The sequence below is a fragment of the Ruegeria sp. F5 genome, assembly GCF_056533845.1.
In genome coordinates this window covers 72,926-88,278 of record NZ_JBQFOU010000010.1, presented here as the reverse complement: position 1 = coordinate 88,278, position 15,353 = coordinate 72,926, and the positions used below count along the sequence as shown (strand labels likewise).

Sequence of the window (15,353 nt, the reverse complement as noted above, 5' to 3'; positions counted from 1 at the left end):
CCGTTCCGCCTTGGACATCCTTGCAGAACAAATATAGAACATTTTAGGAACTTTTTCAAGAATTCCGCTGATCCCGGCGGTTTTCACCGCTTTCTGACCCAGCCTGTCCCGTCGCGTTCCGACCTGTTCCGCACGGTTTTCCGTGCCTTGAGGTCAATGAAAGAATCAGCGCAGGTCATTTCAACTCACAACTGCTCACCGCGTCGTGCGCGGCACGGCGAAAGGCGGCGATCCGCCTACGCTGCGCTTGTTTCCGCTGTTGGACACGCCTTTACCGACATTTTGCGTCGGGAACAGAGCATAAGCTGCCGCAGGCCTGTGGCTGACTTTGCCGCAGGGCAATGTTGCGCATGAGGAGAGCAAACCCATGAAAACCCACGCTCAGGCCGTTGTGATCGGAGGGGGGCTGGTTGGCTGCTCGATCCTGTACCATCTGGCCAAGCTTGGCTGGACCGATGTGGTCCTGCTGGAACGGGACGAACTGACCAGCGGCTCGACCTGGCACGCCGCCGCCGGTATCCACGGGCTGCACGACAACAACAACGTCACCCGCATCCAGCACTATACGATGAACCTGTATAAAGAGCTTGAGCAGGAAACCGGGCAGGGCTGTGGCGTGTTCCAGCCCGGCTCGCTGTATCTGGCGCAGACCGAGGAACGGGAACAGCAATTGCGCCTGCAGGAAGCCAAGGCGCGGTTTTACGGGCTGAACTTTCATGAAATCAGCCGCGAGCAGGCCAGGGAACTGCACCCGCTGGCGCAGTTCGATGACATCCGCTGCATCATGTTCGAACCCGATGGCGGCAATGTGGACCCTTCGGGCGTGACCCATGCCTATGCCGCCGGGGCGCGGGCGATGGGGGCCACGATTGAGCGGTTTTGCCCCGTAACAGGCACTGATCCGCAGCCCGACGGCTCGTGGATCGTGCGCACGGAAAAGGGCGACATCCACACGCAATGGGTTGTTAACGCAGGGGGTCTGTGGGGGCGCGAAGTTGCGGCACTGGCGGGGCTTGAGCTGCCCCTGCAGCCGACCGAACACCAGTATTTCGTCACGGATGCAATTGATGAGGTCGCCGCGATCGGCCGCCGCCTGCCCTCTATCGCCGACCGGGATGGCGAGTATTACTTCCGGCAGGAAGGCAACGGCCTGCTGATCGGCGCTTATGAGAAAGACATGCGGTTCTGGGCCGAAAACGGCACGCCGCTGGATTTCGCCCATGATCTGTTCCCCGACGATCTGGACCGGATCATGGAAAACGTTATCCGCGCCACCGAGCGCGTGCCGGTGGCGGCCACCGCCGGGGTGAAGCGGGTGATCAACGGCCCGATGATCTGGTCGCCGGACGCCAACGCGCTGTGGGGTCCGGTACCGGAATTGCAGAACTATTTCTGCTGCACCGGGATCATCCCGGGCTTTTCGCAATCCGGTGGCCTCGGCCTGCTGGCGGCGCAATGGATGATCGAGGGCGAGCCGCAATATGACATGTTCGCCTGGGATCTGGCCCGGTTTGGCGACTGGGCCGACAAGGCCTTTACCAAGGCGCGGGTCGAAGATCAGTACACCCACCGTTTCGCCATCCATTTCCCGAACGAAGAACGCAGTGCCGGTCGTCCCGCCCGTGTGCGCCCGGCCTATGAGATGCAGAAGCAGATGGGCTGCGTCTTTGGCCTGAACTGCGGCTGGGAACATCCGCTGTGGTTCGCCGATCAGCCGGGTGCGCAGGAAACCAACGGCTTTACCCGCCAGAACTGGTGGGAGCCTGCGGGGCAAGAGGTCCGGATGCTGCGCGACACAGTCGGCGTCATCGATATCTCGAATTTCACCAATTACGTGATCAAGGGCCCCGGCGCGCGGGACTGGCTGGACCGCCTTGTCGCCAACCATGTCCCGACCGAGGTGGGGCGGTCCTGCCTCACCCCGATGATCTCGGTCCGGGGCGGTGTCGCGGGCGATTTCACCATCACCAAGACCGCTGAGGACGCGTATATGATGATCGGCTCAGGCATGGCCGAGCGCTATCATCAGCGCTTCTTCAACATGGTCGACCTGCCCGAAGGCACTTCGTTCGAGGTCGCAACCGACCGCATCGCGGGTTTCAACGTGGCCGGGCCAAAATCCCGCGATTTGCTGCAAAGACTGACCAATGCGGACCTGTCGAACCAGGCGTTCCGCTTCATGCGCTCGCAGACCATCGACGTCGCCGGGGTGACGTGTCTGGCCATCCGCGTCAGTTTCACCGGCGATCTGGGGTGGGAGCTGCATTGCGCCGAAGCTGACCAGATCAGGCTCTATTCCGCGCTTCTGGACGCTGCAAAGACGCTGGGCGGCGGCCCTGTCGGCGGTCGTGCACTGGGATCCTTGCGCATCGAAAAGGGCTATGGGTCCTGGGGCCGGGAGTATTCTCAGGAATACTGGCCGCAAGAAGTCGGCCTGTCCGGCCTGATCAAGCTGGACAAGGATTTCCTGCACAAAGACGCCTATCTGTCCGTCAAAGACAACCCCGCGCGCGAGGTTCTGTCGATCTTTGAAGTTGACGCCGTGGATGCCGACGCCGCCGGGGGCGAGCCGATCTTCACACCGGGTGGCAAACCTGTCGGGCGCGTGACCTCGGGCGCGTTTGGATATTCGGTCGGAAAGTCGCTGGCGATTGGATACGCCGATCCGCAAGTGGCCGGTCCCGGTGACACGGTCGAGATATTCATCCTCGGCAAGCCGCACACGGCCAGGGTGCTGTCCGAGCCGCCGTTCGATCCAAAGGGCCTGCGCTTGCGTGACGTTCAGCCGGTGATGGAGGGGGCCAAGTGACCGATACCTTCGCCCGCGTCGCTGACTTTGCGCTCAACCGGTCGGTAGAGGATATGCCCGAAAGCGCGCGCCAGGCCGCCGCGCTGTTGATGCTGGATACGATGGGCATCCTGATCGCCTCGGGCCCGATGCAGGCCGGGGTGATCGCACGCGACACGGCGGCGCTGCTTTATGGCAGCACCGATCCGGCGTTCTCTGTGCGCATGCTGTTTGACGGGCGCGCGGTCAGCATGGCGGGTGCGGCCTATGCTGCCGCCACCCAGACCGACAATCTGGACGGTCATGACGGGTACAATCCGGTCAAAGGCCATATCGGCGTCGTGGTCCTGCCCGCCCTTGCCGCCCTTGCCGAACATCGCCCGGATCTGACCGGCCCCGAGGCCTTGGCGGCCGTGATCACCGGCTATGAAATTGCCGGGCGCGCCGGGCTGTCACTGCATGCCAGCGTCAGCGACTACCACACATCCGGTGCGTGGAATGCGCTGGGCGTGGTGGCCATGGCCGCGCGGCTGCGCAGGCAGACGCCGGATCAGATGCGGCAGGCGATGGGCATCGCCGAATATCACGGCCCCCGCAGCCAGATGATGCGCGAGATTGCCAACCCCACCATGCTGCATGACGGGTCCGGATGGGGTGCGCTGGTCGGAATCTCGGCCGCCGTTCTGGCCGAGCAGGGCTTTACCGGCGCGCCCGCCATCACCATCGAGGCCGAAGAGGCCGCGCCCCACTGGGCCGATCTGGGTGACGTCTGGCAGGTCGAGCATCAATACATCAAACCCTATCCGATCTGCCGCTGGGCTCATGCCGCAATCGACGCCGTCCGCGCCGTGATGCTGGAACATGGTCTGACCGCAGCGCAGATCGGTGCGATCCATATCAACAGCTTCCGGCAAGCCGCCTGTCTGTTTGCGGGCCTGCCGGAAACCACGTCCCAGGCGCAGTATTCGCTGCCCTTCGCGGTCGCCGTTCAGGCTGTGCATGGGCGGATCGGGGTCGAACACATCTCGGGCAAGGGCCTGTCGGACCCCGCCGTTGCGGATTTGATACCAAAGATCAGTGTCGCCGAAAGCGAAGGTCACAACGCACGGTTCCCGCAGGGCCGATGGGCGGATGTCGAGGTCACCACAACCGATGGCCGCGTCCTGAAATCAGGTGACATTCCCGCCCGCGGAGGGGCAGAAGATCCGCTGACCAAAGACGAGATCATCGCAAAATACATGCAATTCGCATCCCCCGTTATCGGCACCGAGCGCGCCGACGCCATCTGCGCTGCAATCCTTGGCTGGACCAGAACCGGGTCTCGCTATGCGGAGCTCGCAGAGCTTTTATTTGCCCCACCTGCATCTTGACCTCGTAGAGGGATAAGCGAAACGGGCCTGTGTCTCGGCCCTATTGCTGTTGGATATCTGCGAACAGGCCTGAAATCCTTTGCCGTGTCTTCCGGCTGTCTTCTAGCAGGCCCGCCGCATCCGCCAGCGGCGTGTCCGGCAGACGGATCGGCGGTTCAGATAATGCCTGTGTCGTTTCGGTCAGCACTGCGTATTTTCCCTCCGCGCCCACCCGTTCTGGCAAATCGGTCAACCAAAAGTAACGGTCGGCGGCTTGGGTATCGCCCAGACCCAACAGCAAATCACCAGCCCCGGCGTAGTCTCCGGCAGCGGCCATGGCCTGAACCCTTAGCCGCGCCGCGTGCTCGGACGGATCATCCGCAAGCTCCAGCATCGCCTGATGCGGACGGTTGTTCGAAATGGCAGCCCGTGCCCGCAAGCGCGCCCGTTCAAATCGCCTGACCCGGTCCTGCTGCCTGTTGGCAAGATCAAAAGCCTGCGCCGGAAACCCAAGCGCAGCAAGGCGGTCGGACAGGGCAACCGCAGCGTCCGTGGACAGTTCGTCCGGGAAATCGGCGAGCACCGCAAATGCCTGCCTTAAGAAGGTGATGTCATCCGACCGTTCAGCCAGCACCTGCAGGTGTCTGTTCAAAGTTCCCGGAAAATCTGCATCCTTGGGCAGGGCGTTGATCAGATCAAATGCCTGATCAAACTCCTGACCCAGACCAAGCGCAATCGCATGCGTTCTGGCGGTCATCGCGGCAAGCTCTGATCGGCGATACTCGGTCGCGTAGGCGGCGGCCAGACCAAGCTCTTGCGCCGAGACCGAACCGCGATCAACCCAACGTTTCTCGACCAGCCGGGCCAGTGCCAAAGGCGCATCGAGGGCTGCATCCGGCGATGTGACAACTTCCGTCAACAGGGACTCAGCCCGCCCATCCTGCCCTTCCGCCTCTGCGACCTGCGCCTTGACCTGTTGGACGGTTGGCCGGGGTTCGCCGCCCAGACGGTCGACCGAACGCAGAATCCGCCGCGCGGCCTCGGTCTGCTGCCCATCGACAAGGATCGTGGCCAGTCTTGCCCCAAGGTTGCGGCGTAGATGGTCCGGCAAGCGCGCAAAGGACTGTTCGATGGCTTCAACGCGGGCGTCCGGGGCCAAGGCCTGTTCCGCCAGAGCGGCCCAAAGCGCCACGTCGCCTTCGCATTTCTGCAATCCGCTGAATGGGAACTGCCCGGTCACTGTTTGCTCGTCGACAATCCTGGCGATTGTGGAAATCCACTGCGTTTCCTGCGCAGGATCCTGCAACAGGTCCAGAACCCGGATTGCCTCGGCACCGAAACCGTGAAACGCGTAGAGTTTGGCAAGCTTTAGCGCCCGCGCTTCGTCGACGCGGTCAAACTCCTGAAACAGCCCGGCCCGTAATGCCGAGGCCTGGACCGGGAAAGGGCGCCCATCGGACCAGTTTGCCAATCCCAGATCCGCGTCCGGGATACAGGCGGGTTCGGTGTCGATCTGCAGTAAACTTGCGCCAAGCAGGCCGGGAAGCTCATCAAGGATTGAAGACAGGTTGACGTTTGCACCCGGTTCGTATGGCACCGCAACGCTTTCGCGCGCGAATGAGGTCCGGGGCCCCATGGTGGCCAGGTTCAAATCCAGAATATCCCGGTCAGCCCCCTGCAACAGCCGGGCAGAGAGTTGATCCACAAAACCCTGCCGGTTCAGGTTCAGAAGGGGCAGATCAAGTTGCGATATCGGATCAGGTGTTTTCCGCAACGCCTGCTGCGGCGCGCCCTGCCCAAAAACGGGCGGTGGGAGGCCTGCGATCACGGGTGGCAGGAATTTCCCCGGCGCGATATCCAATACGATCATTTTGTTCTGGAACAGAAACGCCGAGGCCACGCAATCGCACCCGAACTCCAGCTCGAGGGGTGATCCGGGCCGGACCTGCGATACCGAATCCAGCCGTTCAGTCGTCAACCGGCTGAAAACCGAGTCGGTGTGAAACGTGACCTCGTCCAGCGCGAGGGTCAGCCGCGCGCCGTTTTTACGTTGCGCCAGCGTCCAGCCCGTATCCGGAGGCACGTTCACCACCAATCGCGTAAAGCCATCATGCTCACCAGAGCGGACCGTCACTTCCTTAGATAGCGCGCCTGTCGCAGCCGCGATCAGAACCGCGGCCAATGTGCCCAACCGCGTCATGCTGCCGCCTGCTTGAGCTCTTTCAACGCATCTTCCAGCTCGGTAAAGCCCGGTCGGTTATGGGTTGGCGTGTTCTGGCGACCCACCTCGATGCACATGGCGGCGTTGTGGTTGTGCAGGTTTGCAACCAGAACCTCTTTGATCAGCTGGTAGAAATGGTTGTCTTCCTCGACCACGTTTTTCAGTTTTCCGGCAAAGGGTCCGACCAGCCCGTAGGCCAGAAACACGCCCAGAAACGTGCCAACCAGAGCGCCGCCGATCAGTTTTCCCAGCACTTCCGGCGGTTGATCGATCGAGCCCATGGTCTTGATCACACCCAGAACCGCCGCGACGATACCCAAGGCCGGCAGGCCATCCGCCACCGTCTGCAGCGCGTGGCTGGAATGCATGGCGTGATGGAAATTCGCTTCCATCCGCTTTTCCAGAACTTCCTCGACCTGATGCGGATCGTCGTAATTCATCGCGGCGGACCGCATCGTGTCGCAGATCAGATCCACCGCCTCTTTATCGGCCTGAATCCTGGGATAGGCGGAAAACAGGGTCGAGTTTTCCGGGTCTTCGATATGCTGCTCGACATCGACAGGGTTGGCACGGGCAATGCGGATCAGCGAAAACAGCAAGCACAGCAAGTCGCGGTAATCCTCGGGCTTCCATTTCGGGCCTTTGAAGACTTTGCCCATATCCTTGATCGTATGCTTGATGCCGCCGATGTCGTTGCTGATCAGAAACGCGCCGACCGCCGCGCCGCCGATCATCATCATCTCGAAGGGCAGGGATTTCAGAATAATAGTCATCTTGCCGCCAGCGGCCAGATAGCCGCCGAACACCATGACGAAAATGACGACAATCCCAACGATTCCAATCATGTGTGATCTCCGGCAATGTCCTGTTCAGGTTTGAGGGGCACGGGCGTCTACTCCTGCGGGGCACGGGCATTGCGCCCGGCCATGACGACACTGATAGTATAGGCGGCTTCGGGGCTGAGGCCTGCCATCACGCCAGCCGCCGCATCCGCAGGCATCCGCGCCAGGAAGCCCGCCGCGAATGTCGGGTCCATGTTTTCGAATAGGTCAGCGGCGTCTTTTGGCTTCATGCTCTGGTAAACTTCGGTCAGCCGCGTCAGATCGGTTTCGGCGGCTTTGTCCGCAACGGCCAGCGTTGAGCGCAGGGCTTCTTCGGCCTCAATCAAAGCGGTCAGGCGGGTTTCGATGGCCTGATCCGCAATCTCCAGCGCCCTTTCCTTGTCACGCAACGCATCCTCGCGTTCCTTCACCTGCGCTTCACGGCGCAGGAGTTCGGTCAGAACCACCTGAAGATCCCGGTTGTCAGTCGTCGCTGGGGGGCCTTCGACCTTTGGCGGCTCGGCCGTTTTTGCCAAAGCCGGCCCCGCTTCAAGCCCCACCCGAATCGCGGCAGAGCCGATCATCAGGAATGAGATCAACGTCAGGACGCCGCTGCGCGGACGTCTGTTGGCGGTCCGGCGACCCGTCATTCCGCAGCCTCTTGCCGTTTTCGGTCATGACGGAAGAACATCAGCCCTTCGGGGGCCTTCGTTGGCGGATCCGGCGCAACCGGTTCGGCGGGCTTCGCCTTGGTGTCTTCCGTTGGCTCATTAGTGTTCGGCCCGGTTTCCTGCGGGCCGTCCGCCTGTTCGTCCTGGCTTTCGGACTGATCCTTGGGCTGGTCCGCTGTTTCAGGCTGCTCCGCCTCCGGTTCCTCCTCCGGGATGACGTCATGCATCGAGGCCATCATCAGCTCCAACCGCTGAGCCACCGACTCGGCCCGTTCGGTCAGACCTTTCAGCGCGTCCCCAGACCGGTCCGATGCAGACCGCGCCCCGTCCAGAGATTTCTTCAACGCGTTCGCCTGCGCAGACAGAACCGCAACCGCCCCGCCGACGCCTTGTTCAAGATCGGTGAACCGTCTGAGCCGCCGTGACAGGACAAAACAGTAAAGCCCCGCCCCCAGCGCGCCTGCGACCAGCAAAATATCCGCAATCAGCTCCAATTCCGCCTCCTAATTCAGTACAAATTCCATGACCAGCACGTCGCGCACGCGGCCCTCGCCCACAACAATCGCAATGCGCCGCAGCAGGTGCCCGCGGATGCGAATCAGCGCCAGAGGTTCCTCGATATCCGCGGCTTCGATTGCCCGCAGATAGCCGTTCAGAACGTCCATGATTCGCGGCAGCATTTTTTCCACATCAGCGATGTACGGGGCGTTGACTTCCAGCTGCGCGTGAAATTTCAGATGGCGCGAACCGCCCGCATTCACCGATACGACCACCGGCGGCAGGTTGACGAAACCAACATCGGCAAGGGCATCCGGCGGCGTCTTCGCATCGCTTGCAAAGGCGCCTGTTTCATTGCCCTTTCCCGCAAAGGGAATCAGCCCGAAAGACGTCAGGCCATACCCGCCCGCAGCCCCGATCACGGCGAGAATCACCCCGGTGACCAATCCCTTCTTGCCCTTCTTTTCAGGGGCCTCAGCCTGTTCGGCAGTTGCGTCTGTCATGACGTCCTCATCCGTTTCTGGTGCATCCGTCATAACCCCGCAGGGACTAACCGATTGTTAAGGGCAATCGTCCAAACAAGAGGTGCACCGGGCAGAACGCCGGTGAGTCGGAGGTGAGCGTGCAGCAGATCGGAACTGTCTGGGCCGGGTTGGACAGGCGAAAACAAATCATCGTTGCCGGTGCGGCGGTGCTGGTGTTTCTGGGGGTTCTCGGGCTGTCGCGCGTGGTGAGCGCTCCGTCTATGACCCTGTTATATGCGGAGCTCGAAAGCGGTGCTGCGGGCGATATCGTCCGATCGCTGGATCAGCGCGGTGTTCCGTATGAGATTCGCGGCGGGTCGATCTATGTTCCGGGCGGGCAGCGGGATGAGCTGCGCATGACCCTCGCCAGCGAGGGGCTGCCTGCGAATGGCAATCGGGGGTACGAGCTGCTGGATTCCCTCAGCGGCTTTGGCACCACGTCTCAGATGTTCGATGCCGCCTATTGGCGCGCGAAAGAAGGGGAATTGGCGCGCACCATCGTCGGCAGCCCCCATGTCAGCCAGGCGCGCGTTCACATCGCCAACGGATCGGCCAACCCGTTTCAGCGCAGCGTGGCCCCGACGGCCTCGGTCTATCTGGTGCCCTCGGGCGGGCAGATCACCGGTGATCAGGCCAAGGCCATTCGGTTTCTGGTGGCCTCTGCCGTCAGTGGTCTGGCCCCGGAAAACGTCACGGTGATCGATTCGAACGGGTCCGTTATCGGGGGGCAGGAAACTGCTGTGGCAGCCGACACCGCTGACGACAAGTCGCGCAAGTTGCGCGAACGGGTCCTGCGGCTGGTCGAGGCGCGTGTGGGTGCGGGCAATGCGGTTGTCGAGGTCAGTGTCGATACGGTGACAAAGACGGAATCGATCCGTGAGCGGCGGTTTGACCCGAAAGGCCGGGTGGCGATCAGCACCGACGTTGAAGAACGCTCTGACAGCGCCCGAAACCAGTCCTCCGACGTCACGGTGGCCTCGAACTTGCCGGATGGGGACGGTGCGGGCGGGGACGAATCCAATTCGACCGCCACGCAGACCCGAGAGCGGGTGAATTACGAGGTCTCGGAAACCGAGCTTGAGGTTCACACTGCCCCCGGTGCCATCAAGCGGCTGACGGTTGCGGTGCTGGTTAACGGAACCCGTGTGGTGGATACGGCGGGCGCGGAAAGTTTCGCCCCATTGCCGCAGGCAGAACTTGAGGCGCTGGAAGAACTGGTCGCCTCTGCCGTCGGGTTCGACGCGGCGCGGGGGGATGTGATCACACTGAAATCCCTGGACCTGCCAGCGGTTGAGCCGCAGGGGACGCTGGTCTCGGCATCTGTGTGGCAGAACATCCATCTGGATGCGATGTCGCTGATCCAGATGGTGGTTCTGGCGCTTGTCTCGCTGGTTCTGGCCCTGTTCGTGATCCGCCCGATCCTGATGAAACCCGCTGAGGCCCCGGCATTGCTGCCCGCAGCATCGGGCACTGAGGACACCAATGTTCTGACCGGAGAGATTGCGACGGACGACGGGTCCGGCTTTGCGCAATTGCCGGCTCAGGCCGATGTTCCGACCTTAGGCGCAGTTGCAGAAGACCCGGTGGAGCGGCTGCGGGCGATGATCGGCGACAAGCAGGAAGAGACGGTCGAGATTCTGCGCAGCTGGCTGGAAGAGGGTGAGGAGCACGTGTGATGACCATCGCTCATCTTCTAGAGGATTTCGCAACCGCATCGGCGGATGGCAGGGTTCACGTTCTGAACGACGATACGCTCGAAGAACACCGGCTGGCGGCCTTCGAACAGGGCTATGGCGCGGGATGGGAAGATGCGGTTCAGGCGCAGGAACAAAGCCGGACCCGCCTGTCCGCCGAACTGGGGCAGGCGCTGCAGGACATGTCCTTCACCCATCACGAGGCGCTGTCGCGCATGACGCTGTCTCTGGAACCCATGTTCCAAAGCCTGGTCCGCGCTGTTCTGCCCGAGAGTCTCGACAAGGGCCTTGGCACACGGGTGGTCGAACATCTGTGCAGCATGGCCCGCGAGCAGATCGGGCAGCCTATACAAATCCTGGTGCCCGAGGGGCAGGGCGAGGCAGTGCAATCCCTGATCCCCAGCGAAATCTCTCCGCCGCCCAGCGTGATCGAGGACCCCTCGCTGGAGGCCGGTCAGGCGAGATTGCAGGTTGGCATGTCCCGGCGCGAGGTTGATTGCAGCGCCCTACTGGCGTCGATCGCCGGGGCATTTGAAGCGTACGCATTTGAAGCAAACGAGGCATTGGCAAATGAGTGACCCCCAGACCCCGACACAGCAGAAACCCAACCCGTTCGACTCGGTGCCCATCGAAGTGACAGTCTCGGTCGGCCGCGCCCGCCCGCTGATCCGCGACCTGCTGAACATGGGCGAGAACGCGGTGCTGACGCTCGACAAACGGATCGAGGATCCGGTCGATCTATATGTCGGAGACCAGCTGGTCGCCCGCGGCCTGCTGGAGGAGATGGAGGGCGAACAGGCCGGTCAGCTTGCTGTGCGCCTGACGGAAATAGCCGATCTGCAAAACGGGATCGGGTGATGCGCCCCCTGATCTGGCTGGCCTGCGCGGTCCTCGTGCTGACGCCGTCACTGGCCATGGCGCAGGAGGTGACGCTGTCGCTGGGCGAAGGCGGGTCGATCTCGGCCCGGACGGTCCAGTTGATCCTGCTGATCACCGTGCTCAGCCTCGCGCCGGGGCTGGCCATCATGATCACCTGCTTTCCGTTTCTGATCACCGTTCTGGCCATCCTGCGGCAGGGGATCGGGCTGCAGCAATCGCCGCCCAACATGCTGATCGTCAGCCTGGCGCTGTTTCTGACCTATTTCATCATGGACCCCGTTTTCACCGAGGCCTGGACCACCGGCATCCGCCCGATGCTGGAAGAACGGATGGAGGTTGAACCGGCCTTGGAACGCGCCCTGATCCCGTTCCGGGAGTTTATGGCGGCCAGGCTGGATGCGGACACATTCTACGCGATGGCCGCCCTGCGCCCCGAAGGGGACGCGCTGGCCCTGTCGCCGCAGGCCCCTCTGTCGGTTCTGATGCCATCCTTCATGCTGTCCGAGATCGCCCGCGCCTTTCAGATCGGGTTTCTGATCTTCCTGCCGTTCCTGATCATCGATCTGGTGCTTGCTGCCGTCCTGATGTCGATGGGCATGATGATGGTGCCCCCGGCCATCGTCTCCCTGCCATTCAAGCTGGCGTTTTTCGTGATTGCGGATGGGTGGGCCTTGATCGCCAGCGCATTGGTGCGCAGCTACATGCCCTAGCTCGCGCTGAACGGCGGTGGATTGGGGGAGGTCAGAGTTGGACAGGGTCTGACGGCTGCGGGTTGTCGGTTCTTGAGCCGGGTAACCGTCCGAAGGACCTTCAGATTTGGCAACCTAATGGGCAAGAATGACTGCGTGATGCACCGGTCCGAAAACCAGAGCGGCGCATCGGGAATGTCATCGGCCCGGCAATTGGCTGCGAGAACCGCAGCACCGTTCACAGGACATCAATCCGGCCTCTGACCGGGCGGAGCAAACAGATCAGCTGGTCCGGTCCAGATCCTTGATCAACTGGTTCAGGTTGCCTTTGCGGGCATCCAGCATCGCGCCGATCTCGGTGCGCTCGGTCAGCAGCAGGTTCACGCCCTCGATGAACATGTTGTAGAACTTGTCGCGCCCGGATTTGTCCGAGACCAGAAAGGTCACATCGAACGGAGAAGACCCGCGCAGCTTGACCGAGGTTCTGACCTCGTACCCCGCCTTGATCTTGCGGGCGTTGCGGACATTCACCTCACCACCGATAAACTCGCGGAACCGGCGGCCATATTTGCGCGAGATATAGCCCTGAAACGCCTTGGTGAATCGCCGCAGCTGCGCCGGGCTTGCGGTGCGGGCATCCGCGCCCAATGCATAGCGGGCCATGATCGGCACATCGGCATATTGCACGAAAATCTTCTCGAAATCGCGCAGCATGGCGTTTTCGGATTTGCCGGAGTCGATCACCCGGTTGATTTCGGTAACCACACTGTCGACCAGCGCCTTGGCGCTGGCTTCGGTCTGGGCGAAGGCGGGCAGGGGCAGGACGGCCAGTGCCAGGCCTGCGGCTATAAATCCACGTCGGTTCAATGCGTTATTCGGCATATGGGTCCTCGTAGGGGTCAAGATAGGGGTCTCTGACTGGGTCGGTCCCGATTTCTGCATAGGGATCGCTGTATAGCCCCAGATAGGCGTCCTCATCATCTCTTGCCAGTTCAAAGCGGCGATTTTGCAGATAGATCAGCCGGGCCTGCGCGTAACTGTCTGCGCTGTCATACAGAATCGAGTCGACCGTGTCCGAGAACCGGCCCCGGTCGCCCATGCGCCGCACAACCTCGGCGTAAACGCCGATATTGTCCACCGGGCGGGTCGGGCTGAAATTGATCGGGTTCGAGAACAGGTTGACCACAACGCCGATCGCATCCCGCTGGGTCGAGGGACCGTAGAAGGGCAGTTCGACATAGGCCCCTTCGCCAACGCCCCAGACATGCAGGGTTTCGCCAAAATCGGTGTCCACCGGCGGCAGGTTCAGCTCATCGGCGGGCGCAGACAGGCCGAAACCGCCCACGGTCATGTTGATGACAAATCGCAACAAGGCGTTGCCGGTCTGTTTCGGATTGCCCTGCAGCAGATAGTCAAGCGCCTGACCGGGAAGAGAAATGTTTTCGGCAAATGTGCTGAAGCTTGTCACCATCGGGTCGGGAACGATCTTCACATAACCTTTCGAGGCCGGGCGGAAAAGAAACCGGTCAACCCCAAGGTTGAATTTGTGGACCGCGCGGTTGTTCCCCTCATACGGGTCAAAAACCTCGCCCGGGGGGGCGTTTTCAGGGGGTCGGGTCGCGCAGGCCGACAAAACGGTCATCAGGGACAGGACAATAATGTGCTTCAGGCCAAATCTGCTCGACACGGGTCTCGTTACTCCAAAGTTGCCCTTTGATTTGGATACAGGGCTTTCAATCAATACGCCTGTGCCGGTTCAACACAAGTTTTTGAGTCATAGATGGTTCACGCCTCGAATGAAACACCTAGCGTTTAACCTGTCTGCCGGCGCGCCGTAAAGTGACACAGCTTCAACAGTTCGCAATAAGAGAAGTTATGCCCAGATCGCGGGTGATCGGCAAAATGGCGGTTTCCTGCTTTTCCCAGCGCCACTTCCCGGTTAGCGTCCGCCCGAGTCGAACACAGGGTGAGGAGCATCACATGACCATCGCAGCAAAACTGGAAAGCCTGGGCGTCACGTTGCCGGACGCGCCTGCGCCTGCGGCCAATTATGTGCCCTTCGTGCGCGTGGGCAATATCGTCTACGTCTCGGGCCAGATCTCGAAGGCGGATGAGCTGATCACCGGCAAGCTGGGCGATGACATGGATGTTGACGCAGGCGCGGCTGCGGCAAAGGTCTGCGCCATCAACCTGCTGGCGCAGGTCAAGGCCGCGTGCGGCGGCGATATCGACAAGCTGGTGCGGGTGATCAAGCTGACCGGTTTCGTGAACTCGACCGCCGATTTCACCGCCCAGCCGCAGGTGATCAACGGCGCGTCGGATTTTCTGGTCGAGGCGCTGGGCGATGCGGGCCGTCATTCCCGCTCGGCTGTCAGTGCCGCGTCACTGCCGCTGGGCGTGGCGGTCGAAATCGAAGGCATATTCGAGGTCCAATGACACCGCCCCTGCCTTCTGAATTCCTGCGGGCTCCGATCTCACATCGGGCCCTGCACGATATCTCGGACAACCGCCCGGAAAACAGCCGGGCGGCCATTCGCGCGGCTATTGATGCAGGCTACGGGATCGAGGTCGATCTGCAGCTGACCTCGGATGGCCGGGCGATGGTCTTTCACGATTATGACATGGCGCGTCTGACCGGGCAGCCCGGCCCGATCCGGCAGGTTTCAGCGGCACAGGCGCAGGCAACCGCGTTGTTGCAGGCCGATGATGGCATCCCGACACTGGACGAGGTGCTTGGGATGGTGGCGGGCAAGGTGCCGCTGTTGATCGAGTTCAAGGATCAGGATGGTGCGATGGGTCCCGATATCGGCCCGTTAGAGGCGGATGCCGTCCGGGCGTTGCAGGGCTATGACGGCCCCGTCGCGCTGATGTCGTTCAATCCGCACAGCGTGGCCGAACTGGCCCGTCTGGCCCCGCACCTGCCGCGGGGTCTGGTGACCTGTTCCTACAAGCCCAAGGTCGAGCTGTTGCCGCAAAGCGTCTGCGACCATCTGCGCGACATCCCTGATTTCGACCGGGTCGGGGCCAGTTTCATCAGTCACGAGGTGCACGATCTGAACCGCCCCCGCGTGGCAGAACTGAAAGCGCGCGGCGTGCCGGTCCTGTGCTGGACCGTCCGGTCGCCCGAACAAGAGGCAGAGGCCCGCAAGGTTGCCGATAATGTGACCTTCGAGGGCTATCCGGCGGCCCATCCGGCTTGATCCCACCCGCCGGAGTCAC

The 15,353-nt window shown here is 61.9% G+C and carries 15 protein-coding genes; 8 read left to right on the top strand and 7 right to left on the bottom strand.

Annotated elements, in window-relative coordinates; all coding sequences use genetic code 11:
- Window positions 1-367: 367 nt before the first annotated feature.
- Both ACR0K1_RS16030 and ACR0K1_RS16025 read left to right on the top strand, forming a co-directional pair.
- Window positions 368-2,809, top strand: coding sequence for a GcvT family protein (locus tag ACR0K1_RS16030; RefSeq protein ID WP_480612081.1), 2,442 nt, complete (start codon window positions 368-370; stop codon window positions 2,807-2,809).
- Window positions 2,806-4,158: an MmgE/PrpD family protein gene (locus ACR0K1_RS16025; protein ID WP_480612082.1), complete on the top strand. Its 1,353-nt coding sequence runs from the start codon at window positions 2,806-2,808 to the stop codon at window positions 4,156-4,158. The genes ACR0K1_RS16030 and ACR0K1_RS16025 overlap by 4 nt, the downstream gene beginning before the upstream one ends.
- A 40-nt stretch (window positions 4,159-4,198) precedes the next feature.
- On the opposite strand, the gene ACR0K1_RS16020 is transcribed toward ACR0K1_RS16025, so the two are convergent.
- From ACR0K1_RS16020 to ACR0K1_RS16000, 5 genes are read right to left on the bottom strand one after another with little or no spacing between them, the layout of a single operon-like run.
- Window positions 4,199-6,337, bottom strand: coding sequence for a hypothetical protein (locus ACR0K1_RS16020; protein WP_480612083.1), 2,139 nt, complete (start codon window positions 6,335-6,337; stop codon window positions 4,199-4,201).
- Window positions 6,334-7,203: a flagellar motor stator protein MotA gene (gene motA / locus ACR0K1_RS16015; protein WP_480851267.1), complete on the bottom strand. Its 870-nt coding sequence runs from the start codon at window positions 7,201-7,203 to the stop codon at window positions 6,334-6,336. The genes ACR0K1_RS16020 and motA overlap by 4 nt, the downstream gene beginning before the upstream one ends.
- 47 nt (window positions 7,204-7,250) lie before the next feature.
- On the bottom strand, window positions 7,251-7,829 hold the full coding sequence (locus ACR0K1_RS16010) for a MotE family protein (protein WP_480612085.1): 579 nt from the start codon (window positions 7,827-7,829) through the stop codon (window positions 7,251-7,253).
- Window positions 7,826-8,344 (bottom strand): hypothetical protein, encoded by a 519-nt coding sequence (locus tag ACR0K1_RS16005; protein ID WP_480851266.1) that lies wholly within the window; start codon window positions 8,342-8,344, stop codon window positions 7,826-7,828. Before ACR0K1_RS16005 ends, ACR0K1_RS16010 begins: the two co-directional genes overlap by 4 nt.
- Before the next feature lie 9 nt (window positions 8,345-8,353).
- Complete coding sequence (locus ACR0K1_RS16000) at window positions 8,354-8,851, bottom strand: flagellar basal body-associated FliL family protein (protein WP_480612087.1); 498 nt, start codon at window positions 8,849-8,851, stop codon at window positions 8,354-8,356.
- Between the two features lie 119 nt (window positions 8,852-8,970).
- Between ACR0K1_RS16000 and fliF the strand changes: the two genes are divergently transcribed.
- From fliF to fliP, 4 genes are read left to right on the top strand one after another with little or no spacing between them, the layout of a single operon-like run.
- The gene (gene fliF / locus ACR0K1_RS15995; protein WP_480612088.1) at window positions 8,971-10,548 is read left to right on the top strand and encodes a flagellar basal-body MS-ring/collar protein FliF; all 1,578 of its coding nucleotides are present in this window, start codon (window positions 8,971-8,973) and stop codon (window positions 10,546-10,548) included.
- Entirely contained in the window at window positions 10,548-11,144 is a 597-nt protein-coding gene (locus tag ACR0K1_RS15990) for a FliH/SctL family protein (protein WP_480612089.1), read from the top strand. The genes fliF and ACR0K1_RS15990 overlap by 1 nt, the downstream gene beginning before the upstream one ends.
- Window positions 11,137-11,424, top strand: coding sequence for a FliM/FliN family flagellar motor switch protein (locus ACR0K1_RS15985; RefSeq protein ID WP_480612090.1), 288 nt, complete (start codon window positions 11,137-11,139; stop codon window positions 11,422-11,424). Before ACR0K1_RS15990 ends, ACR0K1_RS15985 begins: the two co-directional genes overlap by 8 nt.
- Window positions 11,424-12,155: a flagellar type III secretion system pore protein FliP gene (fliP, locus tag ACR0K1_RS15980; protein ID WP_480851264.1), complete on the top strand. Its 732-nt coding sequence runs from the start codon at window positions 11,424-11,426 to the stop codon at window positions 12,153-12,155. Before ACR0K1_RS15985 ends, fliP begins: the two co-directional genes overlap by 1 nt.
- A 261-nt stretch (window positions 12,156-12,416) precedes the next feature.
- Here the strand turns inward: fliP and ACR0K1_RS15975 are convergent, their stop codons facing one another.
- A complete protein-coding gene (locus tag ACR0K1_RS15975) occupies window positions 12,417-13,016 on the bottom strand; it encodes an MlaC/ttg2D family ABC transporter substrate-binding protein (protein WP_480612092.1) in 600 nt (199 codons plus the stop codon).
- Window positions 13,006-13,776, bottom strand: coding sequence for an MlaA family lipoprotein (locus ACR0K1_RS15970; RefSeq protein WP_480612402.1), 771 nt, complete (start codon window positions 13,774-13,776; stop codon window positions 13,006-13,008). Before ACR0K1_RS15970 ends, ACR0K1_RS15975 begins: the two co-directional genes overlap by 11 nt.
- A gap of 338 nt (window positions 13,777-14,114) precedes the next feature.
- Between ACR0K1_RS15970 and ACR0K1_RS15965 the strand changes: the two genes are divergently transcribed.
- On the top strand, window positions 14,115-14,570 hold the full coding sequence (locus ACR0K1_RS15965; protein ID WP_480612093.1) for a RidA family protein: 456 nt from the start codon (window positions 14,115-14,117) through the stop codon (window positions 14,568-14,570).
- A complete protein-coding gene (locus ACR0K1_RS15960; protein WP_480612094.1) occupies window positions 14,567-15,334 on the top strand; it encodes a glycerophosphodiester phosphodiesterase family protein in 768 nt (255 codons plus the stop codon). Before ACR0K1_RS15965 ends, ACR0K1_RS15960 begins: the two co-directional genes overlap by 4 nt.
- Window positions 15,335-15,353: the final 19 nt, after the last annotated feature.

Coding starts and splice junctions, on each gene's coding strand:
- ACR0K1_RS15960 (WP_480612094.1), top strand. CDS start 14,567: ATGACACCGCCCCTGCCTTCTGAATTCCTGCGGGCTCCGATCTCACAT.
- ACR0K1_RS15975 (WP_480612092.1), bottom strand. CDS start 13,016: ATGCCGAATAACGCATTGAACCGACGTGGATTTATAGCCGCAGGCCTG.
- ACR0K1_RS16010 (WP_480612085.1), bottom strand. CDS start 7,829: ATGACGGGTCGCCGGACCGCCAACAGACGTCCGCGCAGCGGCGTCCTG.
- ACR0K1_RS16030 (WP_480612081.1), top strand. CDS start 368: ATGAAAACCCACGCTCAGGCCGTTGTGATCGGAGGGGGGCTGGTTGGC.
- ACR0K1_RS16000 (WP_480612087.1), bottom strand. CDS start 8,851: ATGACAGACGCAACTGCCGAACAGGCTGAGGCCCCTGAAAAGAAGGGC.
- ACR0K1_RS15965 (WP_480612093.1), top strand. CDS start 14,115: ATGACCATCGCAGCAAAACTGGAAAGCCTGGGCGTCACGTTGCCGGAC.
- motA (WP_480851267.1), bottom strand. CDS start 7,203: ATGATTGGAATCGTTGGGATTGTCGTCATTTTCGTCATGGTGTTCGGC.
- fliP (WP_480851264.1), top strand. CDS start 11,424: ATGCGCCCCCTGATCTGGCTGGCCTGCGCGGTCCTCGTGCTGACGCCG.
- ACR0K1_RS15970 (WP_480612402.1), bottom strand. CDS start 13,776: ATGACCGTTTTGTCGGCCTGCGCGACCCGACCCCCTGAAAACGCCCCC.
- ACR0K1_RS16020 (WP_480612083.1), bottom strand. CDS start 6,337: ATGACGCGGTTGGGCACATTGGCCGCGGTTCTGATCGCGGCTGCGACA.
- ACR0K1_RS15990 (WP_480612089.1), top strand. CDS start 10,548: ATGACCATCGCTCATCTTCTAGAGGATTTCGCAACCGCATCGGCGGAT.
- ACR0K1_RS15985 (WP_480612090.1), top strand. CDS start 11,137: ATGAGTGACCCCCAGACCCCGACACAGCAGAAACCCAACCCGTTCGAC.